The sequence below is a fragment of the Bradyrhizobium sp. 44 genome (assembly GCF_023073095.1).
Classification (GTDB): domain Bacteria; phylum Pseudomonadota; class Alphaproteobacteria; order Rhizobiales; family Xanthobacteraceae; genus Bradyrhizobium.
Window position 1 is genome coordinate 713,999 of record NZ_JADPIY010000029.1, and the last position, 16,500, is coordinate 730,498.

Annotated in this window: 16 protein-coding genes; 10 read left to right on the top strand and 6 right to left on the bottom strand. The window is 64.2% G+C overall.

The features are described from left to right. The first annotated feature begins 306 nt into the window (after positions 1-306). Positions 307-1,380, top strand: coding sequence for a DUF2778 domain-containing protein (locus IVB41_RS29170; RefSeq protein WP_247437569.1), 1,074 nt, complete (start codon positions 307-309; stop codon positions 1,378-1,380). A gap of 73 nt (positions 1,381-1,453) precedes the next feature. Here IVB41_RS29170 and IVB41_RS29175 read toward each other — a convergent pair whose 3' ends face one another. After that, complete coding sequence (locus tag IVB41_RS29175) at positions 1,454-2,278, bottom strand: SDR family NAD(P)-dependent oxidoreductase (RefSeq protein WP_247437571.1); 825 nt, start codon at positions 2,276-2,278, stop codon at positions 1,454-1,456. Positions 2,279-2,300: 22 nt separating this feature from the next. Beyond that, positions 2,301-3,134 (bottom strand): MurR/RpiR family transcriptional regulator, encoded by an 834-nt coding sequence (locus IVB41_RS29180; protein ID WP_247287203.1) that lies wholly within the window; start codon positions 3,132-3,134, stop codon positions 2,301-2,303. Positions 3,135-3,270: 136 nt separating this feature from the next. Here IVB41_RS29180 and IVB41_RS29185 point away from each other — a divergent pair, with 136 nt between their 5' ends. The 7 genes from IVB41_RS29185 to IVB41_RS29215 all read left to right on the top strand — a co-directional run bounded on the left by IVB41_RS29185 (position 3,271) and on the right by IVB41_RS29215 (position 10,189). Beyond that, on the top strand, positions 3,271-4,563 hold the full coding sequence (locus IVB41_RS29185) for an ABC transporter substrate-binding protein (protein WP_247437573.1): 1,293 nt from the start codon (positions 3,271-3,273) through the stop codon (positions 4,561-4,563). 106 nt (positions 4,564-4,669) lie between these two features. Beyond that, complete coding sequence (locus IVB41_RS29190) at positions 4,670-5,590, top strand: branched-chain amino acid ABC transporter permease (RefSeq protein WP_247437575.1); 921 nt, start codon at positions 4,670-4,672, stop codon at positions 5,588-5,590. 4 nt (positions 5,591-5,594) lie between these two features. Continuing rightward, positions 5,595-6,638, top strand: coding sequence for a branched-chain amino acid ABC transporter permease (locus IVB41_RS29195; RefSeq protein WP_247437576.1), 1,044 nt, complete (start codon positions 5,595-5,597; stop codon positions 6,636-6,638). After that, positions 6,635-7,378 carry an ABC transporter ATP-binding protein gene (locus tag IVB41_RS29200; RefSeq protein WP_247362319.1) on the top strand — a complete coding sequence of 248 codons (744 nt, stop codon included), beginning with the start codon at positions 6,635-6,637 and terminating at the stop codon, positions 7,376-7,378. The genes IVB41_RS29195 and IVB41_RS29200 overlap by 4 nt, the downstream gene beginning before the upstream one ends. Then, positions 7,375-8,076: an ABC transporter ATP-binding protein gene (locus tag IVB41_RS29205; RefSeq protein ID WP_247287198.1), complete on the top strand. Its 702-nt coding sequence runs from the start codon at positions 7,375-7,377 to the stop codon at positions 8,074-8,076. Before IVB41_RS29200 ends, IVB41_RS29205 begins: the two co-directional genes overlap by 4 nt. Then, positions 8,076-8,741: an ATP-binding cassette domain-containing protein gene (locus IVB41_RS29210; RefSeq protein ID WP_247437578.1), complete on the top strand. Its 666-nt coding sequence runs from the start codon at positions 8,076-8,078 to the stop codon at positions 8,739-8,741. Before IVB41_RS29205 ends, IVB41_RS29210 begins: the two co-directional genes overlap by 1 nt. Before the next feature lie 11 nt (positions 8,742-8,752). After that, positions 8,753-10,189 (top strand): NAD-dependent succinate-semialdehyde dehydrogenase, encoded by a 1,437-nt coding sequence (locus IVB41_RS29215; protein ID WP_247437580.1) that lies wholly within the window; start codon positions 8,753-8,755, stop codon positions 10,187-10,189. 18 nt (positions 10,190-10,207) lie between these two features. Here IVB41_RS29215 and IVB41_RS29220 read toward each other — a convergent pair whose 3' ends face one another. The 3 genes from IVB41_RS29220 to IVB41_RS29230 form a co-directional block, all read right to left on the bottom strand. Further along, positions 10,208-11,560, bottom strand: coding sequence for a caspase family protein (locus IVB41_RS29220; protein WP_247400315.1), 1,353 nt, complete (start codon positions 11,558-11,560; stop codon positions 10,208-10,210). Positions 11,561-11,671: 111 nt separating this feature from the next. Continuing rightward, complete coding sequence (locus IVB41_RS29225) at positions 11,672-12,310, bottom strand: glutathione binding-like protein (protein WP_247437582.1); 639 nt, start codon at positions 12,308-12,310, stop codon at positions 11,672-11,674. 13 nt (positions 12,311-12,323) lie between these two features. Then, positions 12,324-12,917, bottom strand: coding sequence for a cysteine hydrolase family protein (locus IVB41_RS29230; protein ID WP_247437584.1), 594 nt, complete (start codon positions 12,915-12,917; stop codon positions 12,324-12,326). A 131-nt stretch (positions 12,918-13,048) separates the two neighbouring features. Between IVB41_RS29230 and IVB41_RS29235 the strand changes: the two genes are divergently transcribed. Further along, positions 13,049-13,882 carry a LysR family transcriptional regulator gene (locus tag IVB41_RS29235; RefSeq protein ID WP_247400312.1) on the top strand — a complete coding sequence of 278 codons (834 nt, stop codon included), beginning with the start codon at positions 13,049-13,051 and terminating at the stop codon, positions 13,880-13,882. Between the two features lie 108 nt (positions 13,883-13,990). Continuing rightward, on the top strand, positions 13,991-14,737 hold the full coding sequence (gene lepB, locus IVB41_RS29240) for a signal peptidase I (RefSeq protein ID WP_247437586.1): 747 nt from the start codon (positions 13,991-13,993) through the stop codon (positions 14,735-14,737). Between the two features lie 121 nt (positions 14,738-14,858). On the opposite strand, the gene groL is transcribed toward lepB, so the two are convergent. After that, a complete protein-coding gene (gene groL, locus IVB41_RS29245) occupies positions 14,859-16,499 on the bottom strand; it encodes a chaperonin GroEL (protein WP_027567746.1) in 1,641 nt (546 codons plus the stop codon). Position 16,500: the final 1 nt, after the last annotated feature.

Here is a 16,500-nt window from a genome sequence, read left to right on the forward strand (position 1 = left end):
AATCATAGTTAACAGACGCGCTTAAGTCCGTAATTCTGCGGGCTTTTTTCTCGAAATGGGACACCCGAACGGGTTGCCTCACATCCGCCCGAACTTAATCCGCATTTAACTAAAAGTGGCCTTAATGACGCTCCGACCCTCTGCGAGATGCTGTTCCCGGATCGTGACCAGCGGCGCTTCGAAGGGAGACTGAGTGACACCGTTCTGGACGCAAGGCGAATGAGTACGAGTATCGCTGCGCAAGGCATCGCGGCACGAAAGTCCAAAGGGTTCTCGAGCACTTCTTATCGGAAGCCTTCCCGGAAAATGACCATCCAAAACGTGCTTGGCGCCGCCGTGATCGGCTGCGTCGTGCTTGGCGCCGGCTGGACCATCTACAGCAACATCTTTGCCGCCAGCGTCTATCCGACCGTCGGCAGCAACGGCTACGACGAGCCCGTGATCAAGCGGGCGCCCAGGGTCGCGCTGCGCGAGGCCGGGGAGGCCGTCAAGGACGCCTTTGCGCTCTTGCCCGACCGCTTGCAGGTCGCAGCGCCGATCTCGCGCGAGATGTTCAACGATCGCTTTGCCGCGGCTGCGACCCAAGGCGTGACATCGAATGCGGCCAGCGCCGCGCCCGCAACCAAGGTCGCCGAAGCCAAGGACGCGCCGAAGCCGAGCGTGATCGCGAGGGTCGCGGAAGTCCTGAAGCCGGGTCCGGCCAAGATCGCTGACGCTGCGAAGTCCAAGCGCGGCGCTGACGCGCCGGTGCAGCTTGCCTCGGCAGATCCGGCCGAGATCGTGCCGGCGCCTGAGGCGAAACCAAAATCGATTGCCGATCGCGCCAAGGCTGCGGTGATGTCGATCACCGGACCGCGCCAGTCGATGGTGGAAAAGCTATGGGGCAAGCGCGAGCCGTCCGGTGGGCTGCTCGCCTATGCCTCGGCCGACGCCAGCGTGACCGCGTCCATCGCGCCGAGGGAGCAGAACCCCATGCTCGGCGGTTCGGCGCCCTATGAGCGTGACACCGCGGTCTACGACATCTCCGCTAAAACGGTTTACTTGCCCGACGGCACCAAGCTCGAGGCGCATTCCGGCCTCGGCTCCAACCTCGACGACCCACGCTCCTCGCGCGTCCGCATGCGCGGCGTGACGCCGCCGCACATCTACACGCTGAAGCCGCGCGAGGCACTGTTTCACGGCGTGCCTGCGCTGCGCCTGACCCCGATTGGCGGTGAGAGCGCGATCTACGGCCGCGACGGCCTGCTCGCGCACACCTTCATGCTCGGGCCCAACGGCGATTCCAACGGCTGCGTGTCGTTCAAGGATTATTACGCGTTCCTCGACGCCTACCGCAACAAAGGCATCCGCAAGCTCGCGGTGCTGGCGCGGGTGGACTAACTTCGGTCAATTCGAGATCACGCAAAAGGGCCGCTTGCAGCGGCCCTTTTCTGTTTCGCTTCGCGCGTGCGTTTTAGCCCGGCCAGCACTGCCCGCCGCCGTCGATCCGCAGCACCTGACCGGAAACGAAGACGCCCATGGGCCCTGCGAAGAATTCGACAACGCGCGCGACCTCGTCGACGGTAGCGATCCGGTCGAGCGTGCCGGTCTCGACCATTCTGTCGGGGTCGACTGCGCGCGTTCCGAGGAAGCGGCCGGTGCGGGTATCGCCGGGCGCGATGCAGTTGACGGCGATGTCGTAGGGGCGGAGCTGGTCGGCCAGGCATCGCGTGTAGTGGGTCACGCCGGCCTTCGAGACCGCATAGATCGAGCCCTGGGTACGTCCCTTGAAAGCGGCGACGGAGCCAAGCGTGACGATGCGGCCGCGCCGGCGCTCCATCATGCCGCGCGCGACCGCCTGGCATGTCAGGATGGTGGAGAGCAGATTGCGCTCCAGCACCGCGCGCACATCGGCCTCCTTGATATTCACCGCATCGTTCGGATCGGGCTTGCCGCCGCCGGCCGCGATATCGCCGCCGGCATTGTGCACGAGAATGTCGATCGGGCCGAGTGCCGTTTCGGTCTCCGCGATGACGCGTGCGATGTCCTCGCCCTTGGTGAGATCGCCGAGCACGCGCTGGCTGCGAACGCCGAATTCGCGGCCGATCTCGACGGCGACCGCGGTGAGGGTGGTGCCCTCGCCATACTCGGCCGGCCCGTTTTCACGCATGCCGTGGATGGCGACGTCAGCGCCAAGCGCGGCAAGCTTCTCTGCAAAAGCGCGGCCGAGCCCGCGTCCCGCGCCGGTCACCAGCGCAACTTTGCCTGCCAGAAGCTTGTTGGTGTCATGCGATGTCATGATCTTGTTCCTGTTGTGAATGTCAGTCTGCTGCGAGGTCGAGGCCGATCGCCAACGCCTGCACGAGGCACATCGGTGCGACAAGCGTACGCAGCGCAGGCTCAGGCATATCCTGGATCTCGAACACGACGCTTGCGCCCTCAACGATCGGGCTCAAAAGGCTGTCGGTGATGGAAATCGTGGGCACGCCCCGCGCGACGAGTTCAGGAAACAACCGCGCCGTATCCGGATAGTAATTTCGGAAGCTGATCGCGACCAGCGCGTCGTCTGATGTCGCCGCGTGCGACTGCTCGTGGATGCTGCCGCCAAGACCGTCGAGCAGGACGACGCGCCGTCCGAGCTTGCGCAGCACGTAGGCGAGGTGGATCGCAACCGGGAACGAGCCGCCCAGGCCGAGCAGATAGATGTCACGTGCCTTGGCAAGGATCGCGGTTGCGGCGTCGAGTTCGCGCGCATGGACGGATTGGCTGAGCGCGACCAGCGATGATTGCGCTTCGGACACGAAACGCGACAATACCGCGGCCGGCTGGCGGCCGAGCACTGACTTCTCCTGGCTCTTCATGCGGGCGAGGCGCGCCTTGTAGCTTGGCGCGACGCCGGCAACGAGGCGTGAGCGGAACACCTGCTGCATCTCGGTGAAGCCGCCGAACCCGAGCGCATGCGCGAAGCGAACGATCGCCGACGGCGGCACCCCTGAGCGCTGCGCCACCTCCGCCACGGTGCCGAGCGCGACATCGGTCGGGTGATCGAGCACGAACTCCGCGATCTGCTGCAGCCGGCCGGACAGCGCCCGGTGCCGCTGCGCAATCGCGCCGCGCAGTTCGTCATAACTCATGGCGCCAGCCGCCTTGTTCATCGAGTCGGATCTCCGGATCGGTCGCCTGTTTAACGGCATTTCATCGTTTGGATCAAATATTCCACTTTACATAACAGATGGAATGAATATTCTAATCTCACAAAAAAGCAAAAGACTTCGAAAACGGGAGGACACGATGAGAGGGCGTCAGATCTCACGGCGAAGCGTTCTGAAGGGCAGCTTGATGGCGAGCGTCATCGGCGGCACCGGCAGCTTCTTTGGGCCGTGGCGGCAGAACCATGCCTGGGCGCAAGGCGCGAAACCGATCAAGCTTGGCCTGACTTGCGATGCCAGCGGTCAATACGGCAACAGCGGCCAGGACGACTTCCGCGGCATCAAGATGGCGATCGACGAGATCAACGCCAAAGGTGGCGTACTCGGGCGCCAGGTCACGTTCATCACCGCGGACACCGAGACGACGCCAGCCACCGGCAGCCGCGTCGCCGAACGCTTCATCACCCGCGAGGACTGCACCATCCTGATCGGCGCGCTGCATTCGGGTGTCGCCAACGCCATCACGCAGGTCGCCAGCAAATACGGTGTGATCTATATGAACACCAATTCCTCGGCGCCGAGCGAAGCCGGGGAGAATTGCTCACGCGTGAAATTCGTCTGGGACGGCAACGGCACCAATTTTTCCAAGGCGTCGGTCAAGAACGCGGTGGACTCCATCGGCAAGAACTGGATGCTGCTGACCAACGACTATGTCTGGGGTCACACGACGTCTGCCGCGACAAGAACGCAGGTCGAGAGCGCTGGTGGCAAGATCCTCGACAATCTGCTGGTGCCGCAGAACACGCGCGACTTCACCGCCTATCTGCTGAAGATCCAGCAGGCAAAACCCGATGTTGTGGCGACCGCGGTTGGTGGCGACGACATCAAGGCATTGCGCGAGCAGGTGGCGCAGCTAAAGCTCGACGGCAAGCCGGCCTGGATCAACAACCAGCAGGACTGGCCCGACGTGTGGGGTGCGCCCGACAGCCTGTTCGGCGTGTTCGGCACGACCTGGTATCACAAGCTGCCGCTGCCCGGCGTCGCCGAATTCGTCAAGAAGTGGCAGGCCGCCAACAAGGACGGCCCGATCCCGGTGCCGGGCAATGTCTCCTACAACGGCTACATGTCCACGCGCGAACTGCTCCGTGCGATCGAGCGGGCAGGGTCGACCAACAACGTCAAGATCATCAAGGAGCTTGAGAATCTGAAGGTCTCGGCCACCGACCGCATGCAGCATTTCGACGCCTGTATGGATCCGACGACGCACCAGATGCAGCAGACGATCTACCTGGCGCGACGCAACGCCAAGCCGGCTGACAATACCGATTTGTTCGAGATCATCAGCTGGACGGAGCCGAAATCCGCCGCCGACGACGCGGCGGCCGGCAAGTGCAAGCTCACGCCCTACGAGCAGGTGCCGACCGTCGACTCCTGAAGACGGCGCGTCACGTCGCAGAACGGGCGGCGCGCATCTCGCGCGCCGCGCGCCCGGGACCGTCAGCGTTCCGGATGACACATGCCAGTTGCGAGAGCCAAAAACCTTGTTCGACCTTCTTCCGCATCTCCTCAACGGCCTGACGCTGGGCCTGTTGTTCGCGCTGATCGCACTCGGCTTCATGCTCATCGTTGGGCTGATGGAGCAGATCAACCTCGCGCACGGCTCCCTGTTCGCGCTCGGGGCTTATGTCGCGATGCAGCTCACGGGGCCGCGCCCGCCATTGCCGGCGGAACTTGCGAAAGCGTGGCTCGCGCTGCCGCTCGGCTGGCGCTATGCCGCCACGTTGATCATCGCGCCCGTGATCGTGAGTCTGGTCGGCATGCTGATCGAGCTCTGCATGCGGCGCACTTACGGCAAGGATCCGCTGTACGGGCTCCTCTTGACCTTCGGCGCCGCGATGGTGATCGAGGAGATGATCCGCCTGGTCTGGGGCACGCGCGACTACGTGCTGCAGGTGCCGTCTGCCATCAATGGCGGCTTCCTGTTCGGCGACCTGATCTGGTCGACCTATCGCTTCTACGCAGCGGGTATCGCCGCCGGGTTCATCGGCCTGGTCTGGCTGTTGATCGAAAAGACGTCCTTCGGCGCGACGGTCAAGGCCGGCGCGCATGACAGCGAGATCGTCCGTGCGCTCGGCATCAACCTGTCACGATTGCGGCTGCTGGTGTTCGTGTTCGGCACGATGCTGGCCGCGATCGCGGGCATCATCGTCGCGCCGATCTGGGGCATTCGCCCGCATATGGGCGTCGATGCGGTCATTCCTGCGTTCCTGGTGATCGTGCTCGGGGGCGTCGGTAGTTTTTGGGGTGCGGTCGTGGCGGGTCTTTTGGTCGGACTGTGTGTCGGCCTCGCCGGTGCCTACGCGTCCGAATGGTCGCTGTTGTCGATGTACATCTTGCTCGTTGCCGTCGTGACGTTCCGCGCGCGCGGCTTGTGGGGCAAGAAGAGCGTGCTCGAAGCCTAAAGGAATGATTGTGGAATCAAAATCTTCACCGGACGCCGCGCGCCTCGTGACGCCGACGATGCTGGTGCTCTGGCTCGTGCTTGCAACAGTGCCGCTCTGGATCACGCGGATCGGGCTCTATCCCTATCTCGGCATCGAAATCCTGATCTGGTCGCTCTATGCGCTCGCGTTCAACCTGGTGCTGGGCACCGCCGGACTTCCGTCGTTCGGTCATGGCGCCTATTTCGGCATCGGCGCTTATGCGTTCGGTCTCTGCCAGCTCGAAATCGTTGCAAATCTCTGGATATGTCTGATGGCCGCGGCCGCGGTGGCGGGCTTCGCCGGCGTGCTGGTGGCGCTGTTCATCTCGCACAGGCGCGGCATCTATTATGCTTTCATGACGATTGCCTTCGGCCAGATCTTCTGGACACTGGCGATCAAATCGCACCGGATCACCGGCGGCGAAGACGGCCTACTCAAGATCAAACGGTTGCCGGCCGATTTCGGGCTGGTGTCTTTCGATCTCACCGACAATGTCGCGTTCTACTATTTCGTGCTCGCCGTCTTTGCGGTCGGCACCGCTGCATTGTGGCGGCTGGTGCACTCTCCCTATGGCCGCGTGGTCGCTGCGATCAGGCAGAGCGAAGTTCGTGCAAGCCATCTCGGCTATAATGTCTGGCTCTACAAGGTCGCGGTCTTTGCGCTGTCGGCCGCCGTATCGGGCTTTGCCGGCGGATTGTTCGCTATGGCTCAGCTCGCCGCATTCCCTGACGTCATGAGCCTGCATCAATCCGGCTACGTCGTGATGATGACGCTTGTCGGCGGTGGGCTTGTCAGCTTCTGGGGCCCGGTGATCGGCGTGTTTCTCTTCCTCACCGCCCGCGACGTGATCGGCGCGCTGACCAATGCCTGGATGCTCTATTTTGGTCTGCTTTTCATCGCGATCGTGCTGTTCCGCCCCGAAGGCATTGCCGGCGCGATCTCCGCTGCCGTGCAGCAGCACTCTCTCGGCGCCTTACGGCAGCGCGGTACCTCGGCGATGCGGCTGCTGTTCGGGAGCGGGCGATGAACATGATCGAAGCCGCGGCCGTTCATGTCCGCTTCGGCGATCGCGTCGTGCTGGAGAGCGTCGATCTCGCGGTCGCGGAGGGCGAGTTTCACGGTGTGATGGGTCCGAACGGCGCCGGCAAGACCACATTCTTCAATGTCCTCACCGGCCGAGTGAAGCCGAACCGGGGCCGAGTCCTGCTCGGCGGCGAGGATGTCACGGGCCTCAGCCCGCACCGCATCGCCGCCAAGGGCATCGCCCGCTCATTTCAGATCATGACGCTGTTCGACGAGTTCTCCGCGCGTGACAACGTCATGATGGGATTGCCCGAGTTTCGCGCCCGTGGCCACGATGTCGCGCGCGCAGCGGCAGGCGACAGCCGGTTTGCGGCGAAGTCTACCGAAGCGCTCGCAGCGGTCGGGCTTGCCGACAAGGGCGGCATCCGAGCGAAGGACCTGTCCTATGGCGACCGGCGCGCGCTGGAGATCGCGGTCGCCCTGGCGCAGGCGCCCCGCGTGCTGTGCCTGGACGAGCCGACCTCCGGTCTCGGCTCCGATGGGGTGCAACGGCTCGCAACCCTGATTGCTCGCCTGAAGGGGCGGCTGACCATCGTCGCCATCGAGCACGATATGGAGTTCCTGTTCTCGTTGGCGGACCGCATCTCGGTCATCCATTGGGGCCAGGTGGTGGCGCGCGGAACGCCACACGAACTGCAGCAGAACGAATGGGTGCGGCGCTCCAATCTCGGGAAGTTCGCATGATCCTCGAAGTGGACGCGGTCGATACCTTCTACGGCGAGACCCAGGCGCTGTTCGGCGCCTCGCTCGCGATCGAGCACGCCAAGGTGTTTGCGCTGCTCGGCCCCAACGGCGCCGGCAAGACGACAATGCTCCGCTCGATTCTCGGGCTGACGCGCCCACGCCGCGGCTCCGTTTGTTTCGACGGTCACGATGTCACGCGCGATCCGACCCACGAGATTGCGCGCGCCGGCATCGGCTGGGTGCCCGACGACCGCCGGCTGTGCCCGACATTGACGGTCGCACGCAACCTGTCGATCGCGCAAAAGCGCACGCGCTTTCGCCACTGGAGCCTCAAGGAGGCCGCTGCGATCTTCTCACCGCTCGAATATCTCATGGAGCGCGACTGCGAAAACCTGTCGGGCGGCGAAATGCAGATGGTGGCGATCGCCCGCGCGCTGGTCGGCTCGCCGGGACTGGTGCTGTTCGACGAGCCGAGCCAGGGACTAGCGCCAAAAATCGTCGGCGACGTGCTTGCGACGATCCTGCGCATGAAGGACGAGGGCATTGCCTCGCTGGTCGTGGAGCAGAACGCCGAGATCGCGCTGTCGGTCGCAGACCATGCCGCGGTGATCGACCGCGGCCGGATCGTCTGGACCGGGGAGGCCGCGGCCTTGCGCGATGATCGCGGGCTTCGTCAGCGCTTGCTGGGAGTACAATAGTGGCCGCACCGCTGCTCGTTCTCGACGACGTTCGGAAGGTCTATACAAGGGGCCGCGTGATCCGCCGACCGTCATTCGCGCTGCAGGCGAACCTGTCGCTGGACGAACCTGACATCGTCGGTGTCGTCGGCCCGAATGGGGCCGGCAAGACGACCTTGTTCGAGATGATGACGGGCTCGAACGCACCGACCTCGGGGCGCGTGCTGGTCGCGGGCACCGATATCCATGGCGTCAAATATCGTGAGCGCGATCGGCTCGCGATCCACTATCACCAATCGTATCAGGTCAGGCGCTTTCGCAAGCGCATTCCGTCCGCCTTCCTGGCGCCGTCGCCGACCCCGACGCCGACGCCGCTGGTGCACCTGTTCGACGAACCGCAGTTCAACCTGCAGGACGGTTATATCGGCTTTATGCTCGATTTCTTCCGCAAGCTGCGCGACGAGGGCCGGCTGGTCGTGCTCTGCATGCACCCGACGGCCGCCTGGCACCTCGAGATCCTCGCCGAGATCGCCGGACGATTCCTGTTCGTGGCCGGCGGCGGCGTAACACCCATGGCGAATTTCGGCGCGCTCGTCGCAGATCCGCGCTGTCGCGCTTATCTCGGGCCGGAAATGACAAGGGCGGCGGACGCGATTTGTCACAGTGCCATTCACAGATCGACCTAAAGGAGAATCCATTGGCCTATTCGAACACCCAGCTTTTCATTGGCGGCAAATGGCGACCGGCCCATTCGGGCAAGGTGATCGAGGTGCGCAATCCCGCGACCGAAGAGGTGATCGGCACCGTCGCCCATGCCGGACGGTCCGACCTCGACGAGGCACTCGCCGCAGCCAGCGCCGGCTTCAGGATCTGGCGAAACGTTGCTCCCTTCGAGCGCTGCCGGATCATGCGCAAGGCCGCCGCGATCATGCGCGAGCGCAATGACGAGATCGCACCGTTGCTTACGATGGAGCAGGGCAAGACTCTCGGCGAAGCCAAAATGGAGGCGATGGCCGCCGCCGACGTGATCGAGTGGTTTGCGGAAGAAGCCAAACGCGCCTATGGCCGGCTGATCCCCGCGCGGGGGCCGGGCATCTACCAGCTCGCGATCAAGGAGCCGGTCGGCCCGGTCGCGGCGTTCACGCCCTGGAATTTTCCGATCAATCAGGTCGTGCGCAAGCTCTCCGCCGCACTCGGCGCCGGCTGCTCGATCATCGTCAAGGCCCCGGAGGAGACGCCGGCCTCGCCCGCACAACTGATCCGTGCATTTGCGGATGCCGGCGTGCCCGATGGCGTCATCAACCTGGTCTACGGCGTTCCTGCCGAGATCTCCGAATATCTCATTCCGCATCCGGTGATCCGCAAGATCTCGTTCACGGGCTCGACCCATGTCGGCAAGCAGCTCAATGCGCTCGCCGGCTTGCACATGAAGCGCGCCACCATGGAGCTCGGCGGTCATGCGCCGGCGATCGTTTTCAAGGACGCCGACGTCGCATCGGCGGCCAAGATTCTGGCGGCAGCAAAATATCGCAATGCCGGTCAGGTTTGCATCTCGCCGACGCGGATGCTGGTGCAGGATGACGTGTTCCGTGAATTCGTCGACACCTTTGTCGACAGCGCCAAGACATTCAAGGTCGGCCACGGCCTCGATCCCGACTCCAAAATGGGTTCGCTCGCCAACCCCCGCCGCGTCACCGCCATCGAAGGTATGGTGCAGGATGCCGTCGGCAAAGGCGCAAAGCTCGAGACCGGCGGCAAACGCGTCGGCAACAAGGGTCATTTCTTCGAGCCGACCGTGGTGAGCGACGTGCCGAAAGATGCGCGCGCCATGAACGAGGAGCCGTTCGGCCCGCTCGCGCTGATTTCGCGCTTCTCATCCTTCGACGAGGTGGTCGAGGAGGCCAACCGGCTGCCTTTTGGGCTGGCGTCCTACGCCTTCACCAGCTCGGCCAAGACGGCGGCCGCGATCGGTTCGGCGATCGAAGCCGGCATGATGTCGATCAACAGTTTTGGTCTCGCGCTGCCCGAAGTGCCGTTCGGCGGCATCAAGGATTCCGGCTACGGCTCGGAAGGCGGCACCGAGGCGATGGAGGGCTATTTCAACACCAAGTTCATCAGTCAGACCGGCGTGTGAACGCTGGACGATGCACGATCAGCGTTTGACGAAGACCAGGCCGCAGGCGCGTGCCTCGTTGCGCTTGCCGGTGCCGCGGGTGCGATCGAACTGCGCATCCACCGTAAAGGCGTAGGGCGAGCCGGGCGCGAGGTTGTTGAGAGTGTAGGTGCTCGCCCCCGTCGTGCCGCGCGCGCTCAAAGTCGTCTTGCCGTCCGCGGGGATCTGGCCATCGATCTCCAGGCGGTTGACGGCGCCCTGGCTCTGGGCGTCGGCATGAAAGACGCCGTTCGCAACCGTGGCAGACAGGGCCCGGGTGAAGCCCTGCGCCTTGCCGGTAGGCGGGCAGTTCAACGTCACGTCCCAATTGCCGTCGAAGTCCTTCGCGGTACGGGCGTTGCCGCTTGCCGGCGCGAGCGCCACCTTCTGCTTCAGACCTTCAATTCGGGCCTTGGCAAGCGTGGCGAAGATGCAATTCGGGAATCTCGTGAGATGGTCCTCGTAGGCGCCAAGCGTGCCGATGCCGTCCGCGGCCTTCCAGTGCGCTTCTGCTGCCGCGCAGGGATCAGCCCGGGGTGCGGCTTGCGGCGCCGCCGGCGCTATCGTGACCGACACCGGCCCGTTCAGGTAGAACTTGCCGATGATCGACAGCGACAGCTCCGGGAGCTGGGTCTTGCCGCTGGAATCGTAGACGTCGCTGCTGATGTCGCGAAAGACCTCGCCGATCTCCTGGGGCTCCTCGATGTGCTTCAGGAACGCCGTCGTATAGGGGCTGTTGCGGCCGCTGCCGTCGGCCGCGGTCTGCCCGGACTGGGTCGAGAACGATACGATCGTGCCGCGTGGTGCTTCGACTTTCGACAAGCCCCGCCCGATCGAGGCAGCGCGCGTCATGCCGGCGGAGCGTTTCAAGGTTTCGGCCAGCGGATTGTCGCGGCAGGAATCGAGGATGAGGATGCGCAGGTTCTTGGCCTGCTGCAGATCGTTCACGATATCGTCGACCCGCACGAAGCGCTTCAGATCCGCTTCGTCGCTCAGCACGGCGTCGACAGGCATCAGATAGTTCACGCCGTTGTACTGCATCGCATGACCGCTGTAGTAGAACATGGCGACGTCGGCTTTGCTCGCGGCGCGCGCGAAGCGGATGGTCAGGTCCTGCATGTCGGCCTGGCGCAGGTCGATGCCCTGGAGCACTTCGAAGCCGCTGCGCTTGAGCGAGGCGGCGACGTCTTCGGCATCGTGAGACGGATTGGGAAGCTTCGCCGTACTGGCATAGGCGCCGTTGCCGATCACCAGTGCGACCCGCGTTTCCGCCGATGCCGGCGCGACGGAAAGCCAGCAGGCGAGGAGGGCGAGGCAAAGTCCGGCCGGGCAAAATCTGGAAAGAGCACGCATGAATGCCTTCCAATGAAATGTCGAAAAATATCCCTCCAGATTAGCGCATGCCGCGCCGACATCAATGCCCTGCCAGAGAAAACGCTCGGATTTCCCGGCCGTGACATCCTGTCACGCCGGGCTCGCCGCCATCGTCTTGCGCACGGCCATTTCGGTCGCAATCGCGTCCCGCACGGCCGGTCGGGCCTGCATGCGCGCGAGATAGGCCGACAACGATGGCCATTGCGCGATGTCGACGCCTGCCGGACGAAGCAGCAGCAAAGCCCAGGTGAGGTGGGCATCCGCGACGGTGAAGCTGTTGCCGACGAGGCATTCGCGGCCCGCCAGATGCGTGGCAGGCATCGACAATGTCTGCGCGATCCTTGCACGCGGCTTGGCGAGCGAGGCGTCGTCCTTGTACCAGAAGGTTGGAAACAGGAACGCCTTGTGGATCTCCGCCCCGACGAAGCTGAGCCATTCCTGGAGCCGATAGCGGTCGGGATCTCCGAACGCGGGTGCAAGGCCTGTCTCGGGCTTCAAATCGGCGATGTATTGCAGCACCGCCGCGCTTTCGGTCAGCCGTTCGCCATTCTCCAGCACCAGGACCGGCACCGCGCCCTTCGGCGAAACGCCGAAGAAATCGCTGCCGTCGTCCACCACCTGCTTGGTCTGGAGATGGACCGGATGATAGCGGGCCTCGAGGCCCGCTTCCATCAGCGCGATGCGGCTCGCAAGCGAGCAGGCCATCGGGGAGAAATAGAGTTGCAGCATCGCCCACGCTCCTTCAGGTCAGCGCCTCGGTTTGCGCGATGATCGCAAACCGGTCCGACAATTCGGCCAGGGCGACCTCGTGGATGGTCCTTGCGCAGAGCGCTCCGCCGCGGCCGTCGGGAAGATCGCGTGTTGCACAGGCATCGGCTGCGATCGTCGTGCGCAGGCCGAGGTCGAGCGCGGCGCGGGCGGTCGAGTTGATGCACATATGGGTCATGAAACCGGCCAGCACGATGTTCGTGCGTCCGGTTGCGGCGAGTCTGACCTGCAGGTCGGTGCCGGCAAAAGCATTCGGCAGCGCCTTTTCGATCACGGCTTCGGTGGCGAGCGGCGCCAGGTGCCTGACGATCGCACCGCGCGCGGCCTCGCGGTCAAACAGGCTGCCGGCACGTCCCTTGTGCGCGATATGGAAGATCGCAGCGCCGCTCGCCCTCGCGCGGGCGAGCAGGCGCGCGGCGGCGGCGATCGCGGGCTCCGCATCCGGCAAGGCAAGCGGGCCGGCGCAATATTCATTCTGGATGTCGATCAGCACGAGGCAGGAATCGGCGAGCCTGGGCGGATTGAGATCGGCGCCGGACAATTCAAGCAGGGTTTTTGGGGCGGTCATGCGGGTCGGGCTTTCCTGGCGGTATCGGATGGCGCGACATTAGCGCGGCGGCGGCCTGCCAATGTGCAGGACTATTGCAGCATATGGCTGCAAATTTGCAGGAGCCGGTCGTGCCTGATAGGTTCATCGCCATGAATTGGGACGATCTGCGCATCATCGCCGCGGTCAGGGACGAGGGCACCTATGCCGGCGCCAGCGCACGGCTGCGCATCGACGAGACCACCGTCGGCCGCAGGCTTGCACGCATCCAGCGCGATCTCGGCGTGCCGCTGTTCGATGCGGTGGACGGCCAGCGTCGGCCGACGCGGAGTTGCGAGGCGGTGCTGGCGCATGTCGAGGCGATGGCCGCACATGCCGCCGAGATCGGTCGCGTCGGCGAGAGTCTGGCGGGCCCGGTGGGACGCCTGCGTATCGCCTCCACCAACACGGTCGCCGAGGAGGTTCTGTCGCCGCGCGCGAGCGACTTCCTGCGCGCCAATCCCGGCCTGACGCTGCAATTCCTCACCTCGAGCGAGAACGTCAAGTTCTCGCGCTGGGAAGCCGATCTCGCTATCCGTCTGCGCAAGCCCGACAAGGGCGACTTCGCGATCTCCAGGCTCGGTGACGTCAAGCTCTATTATTTCGAGCCTGTTACGACCGAGGGCGAGCCGGTGCTGTGCGCCTATCCGGACGAACTCGGTGCCATTCCCGAGATGCAATTCCTGCGTATGAAGCAAGCCCACGCGCGCTGCGTCACCGACAACGTTCGCGTCATCCGTAACCTGATCCGCGCGCATCAGGCCGCCGGCGTGTTGCCGGAGCATGTCTGCGCGGACTTGCTCGGCGATCGCCGCCTGCGCGCCACACTGCTGCCTGGGCGCCGCGACGTCTGGTTGCTGGTGCAGAACCATCTCAAGCGAGATCCGGCGACGCGGCTCACCATCGAATGGATCCGCCGTTGCTTCAGCGATCTCGCGCGCGGCTGATTGCGGGCGTGAACGCGATCCGCGCGCGGCGCGACCAAGCAATGGGATTGCGTGCGCGCGAAGGTTGCGTAATCTCGTGACGACCAAGGGCTTGATCAGGGCAGGCGCATGACCACTCTTCAGGAAACCATCCACCCGCAGGCCAAAGTGCGGGAATGGAAGGCGATCGTCATCCTGATCCTCCTGATTCCGGTGCTGTGGTCGCCGCCGTTCCTGTTTCGCATCATCCTGTTCCAGCCGTTCAACATCCCGTCCGGCTCGATGACGCCGACGCTGGTCGTCGGCGACTACGTCTTTGCCGCAAAATATGCCTATGGCTATGGCCGCTATTCCTTTCCGTTCGCGCCGTCATGGATCTCTGGGCGTTTCCGGGCCGCCGAGCCCGAGCATGGCGACGTCGTCGTGTTCCGGACGCCAAAGGACACCTCGGTCGACTATGTCAAGCGCGTGGTCGGGCTACCCGGTGATCGCATCCAGATGCGGCAGGGCCAGCTCATCCTCAACGATCGCGCGGTGACACGCGTTGCCCTGAAGGCGGTGGTTGCCGGCTCCACTTGCGGCGCGGATGACGCTGCGAAGGCCAAGCGCTGGCGCGAGACGCTGCCGAACGGCGCCTCCTACATCACGCAGGACTGCGTCGACAACGGCTACTACGACAACACCGACGCCTACACCGTGCCGCCGGGCCATTTCTTCGTGCTCGGTGATAACAGAGACAACTCGAGCGACAGCCGCGTGATGTCGTCGATCGGATTCGTGCCGATGGACAATCTGGTCGGCAAGGTGACGCGGATATTCTGGTCGCTCGACCAGCACGGCGAACCACACATGGAGCGGCTGGGGAAGGTGTGGTGAGGCCGTCCAGTCATTCCGGGGCCCGGCGCTGCGCGCCGCTCCGGAATGAGGAGCGGAGAAAACAAAAACCCCGGCATCGCTGCCGGGGTTTCGCATTTCGTATTGTGCCTGAGTGGCTGGATCAGAAATCCATGCCGCCCATGCCGCCGCCCGGGGGCATCGCGGGACCGGAGCCGCCCTTCTTGGGCAGCTCGGCGACCATGGCTTCCGTGGTGATCAGGAGAGCCGCAACCGAAGCCGCGTTCTGGATTGCCGCGCGAACCACCTTGGTCGGGTCGATGATGCCCTTCTTGACGAGATCGCCGTATTCGCCGGTCTGCGAGTCGAAGCCGTAAGCGTACGACTTGTTCTCGAGGATCTTGCCGACGATCACGGAGCCGTCTTCACCGGCGTTGATCGCGATCTGCCGAGCCGGCGCGGAGAGCGCCTTGCGCACGATCTCGACGCCGGTCTTCTGGTCGTCGTTCTTGGTGCGCAGGCCCTTGAGCTGCTCGGAGGCACGGAGCAGGGCGACGCCGCCGCCCGGGACGATGCCTTCCTCGACCGCGGCGCGGGTCGCATGCATCGCGTCATCGACGCGATCCTTGCGCTCCTTCACCTCGACCTCGGTCGCGCCGCCGACGCGGATCACCGCGACGCCGCCCGCGAGCTTGGCAAGACGCTCCTGGAGCTTCTCACGGTCGTAGTCCGAGGTGGTTTCCTCGATCTGCGCCTTGATCTGGGACACGCGCGCCTCGATGTCGGCCTTCTTGCCGGCGCCATTGACGATCGTGGTGTTCTCCTTGTCGATCATCACCTTCTTGGCGCGACCGAGCATGGCGAGCGTGACGTTCTCCATCTTGATGCCGAGATCTTCAGAGATCGCCTGACCACCGGTCAGAACCGCGATGTCCTGCAGCATGGCCTTGCGGCGATCGCCGAAGCCCGGAGCCTTGACGGCCGCGACCTTCAGACCACCGCGCAGACGGTTCACGACAAGCGTGGCCAAAGCTTCGCCTTCGACGTCTTCGGCGACGATGACCAGCGGCTTGCCGGTCTGCACCACGGCTTCGAGCAGCGGCAGCAGTTCGTTCAGGTTGGAGAGCTTCTTCTCGTTGATCAGGATGTAGGCGTCGTCGAATTCAACGCGCATCTTGTCGGCGTTGGTGACGAAGTAGGGCGAGATGTAGCCACGGTCGAACTGCATGCCTTCGACGACGTCGAGTTCGGTCTCGAGCGACTTGGCTTCCTCGACCGTGATGACGCCCTCGTTGCCGACCTTCTTCATGGCGTCGGAGAGGAACTTGCCGATTTCGGCGTCGCCGTTGGCGGAGATGGTGCCGACCTGGGCGATTTCCTCGTTCGAGGTGACCTTCTTGGAGTTCTTGACGAGGTCGGCGACCACGGCTTCCACCGCCATGTCGATACCGCGCTTGAGGTCCATCGGGTTCATGCCGGCGGCAACCGACTTGGCGCCTTCGCGCACGATCGCCTGGGCCAGCACGGTGGCGGTGGTGGTGCCGTCGCCGGCCGCGTCAGCGGACTTGGAGGCGACTTCGCGCACCATTTGCGCGCCCATGTTCTCGAACTTGTCGTCGAGTTCGATCTCCTTGGCGACGGTGACGCCGTCCTTGGTGATGCGGGGAGCGCCGAACGACTTGTCGAGGACGACGTTGCGGCCCTTGGGGCCGAGAGTGACCTTCACCGCGTTGGCGAGGATGTCGACGCCGCGAAGCATCTTGTCGCGTGCATCGACGCCGAATTTGACTTCTTTAGCTGCCATC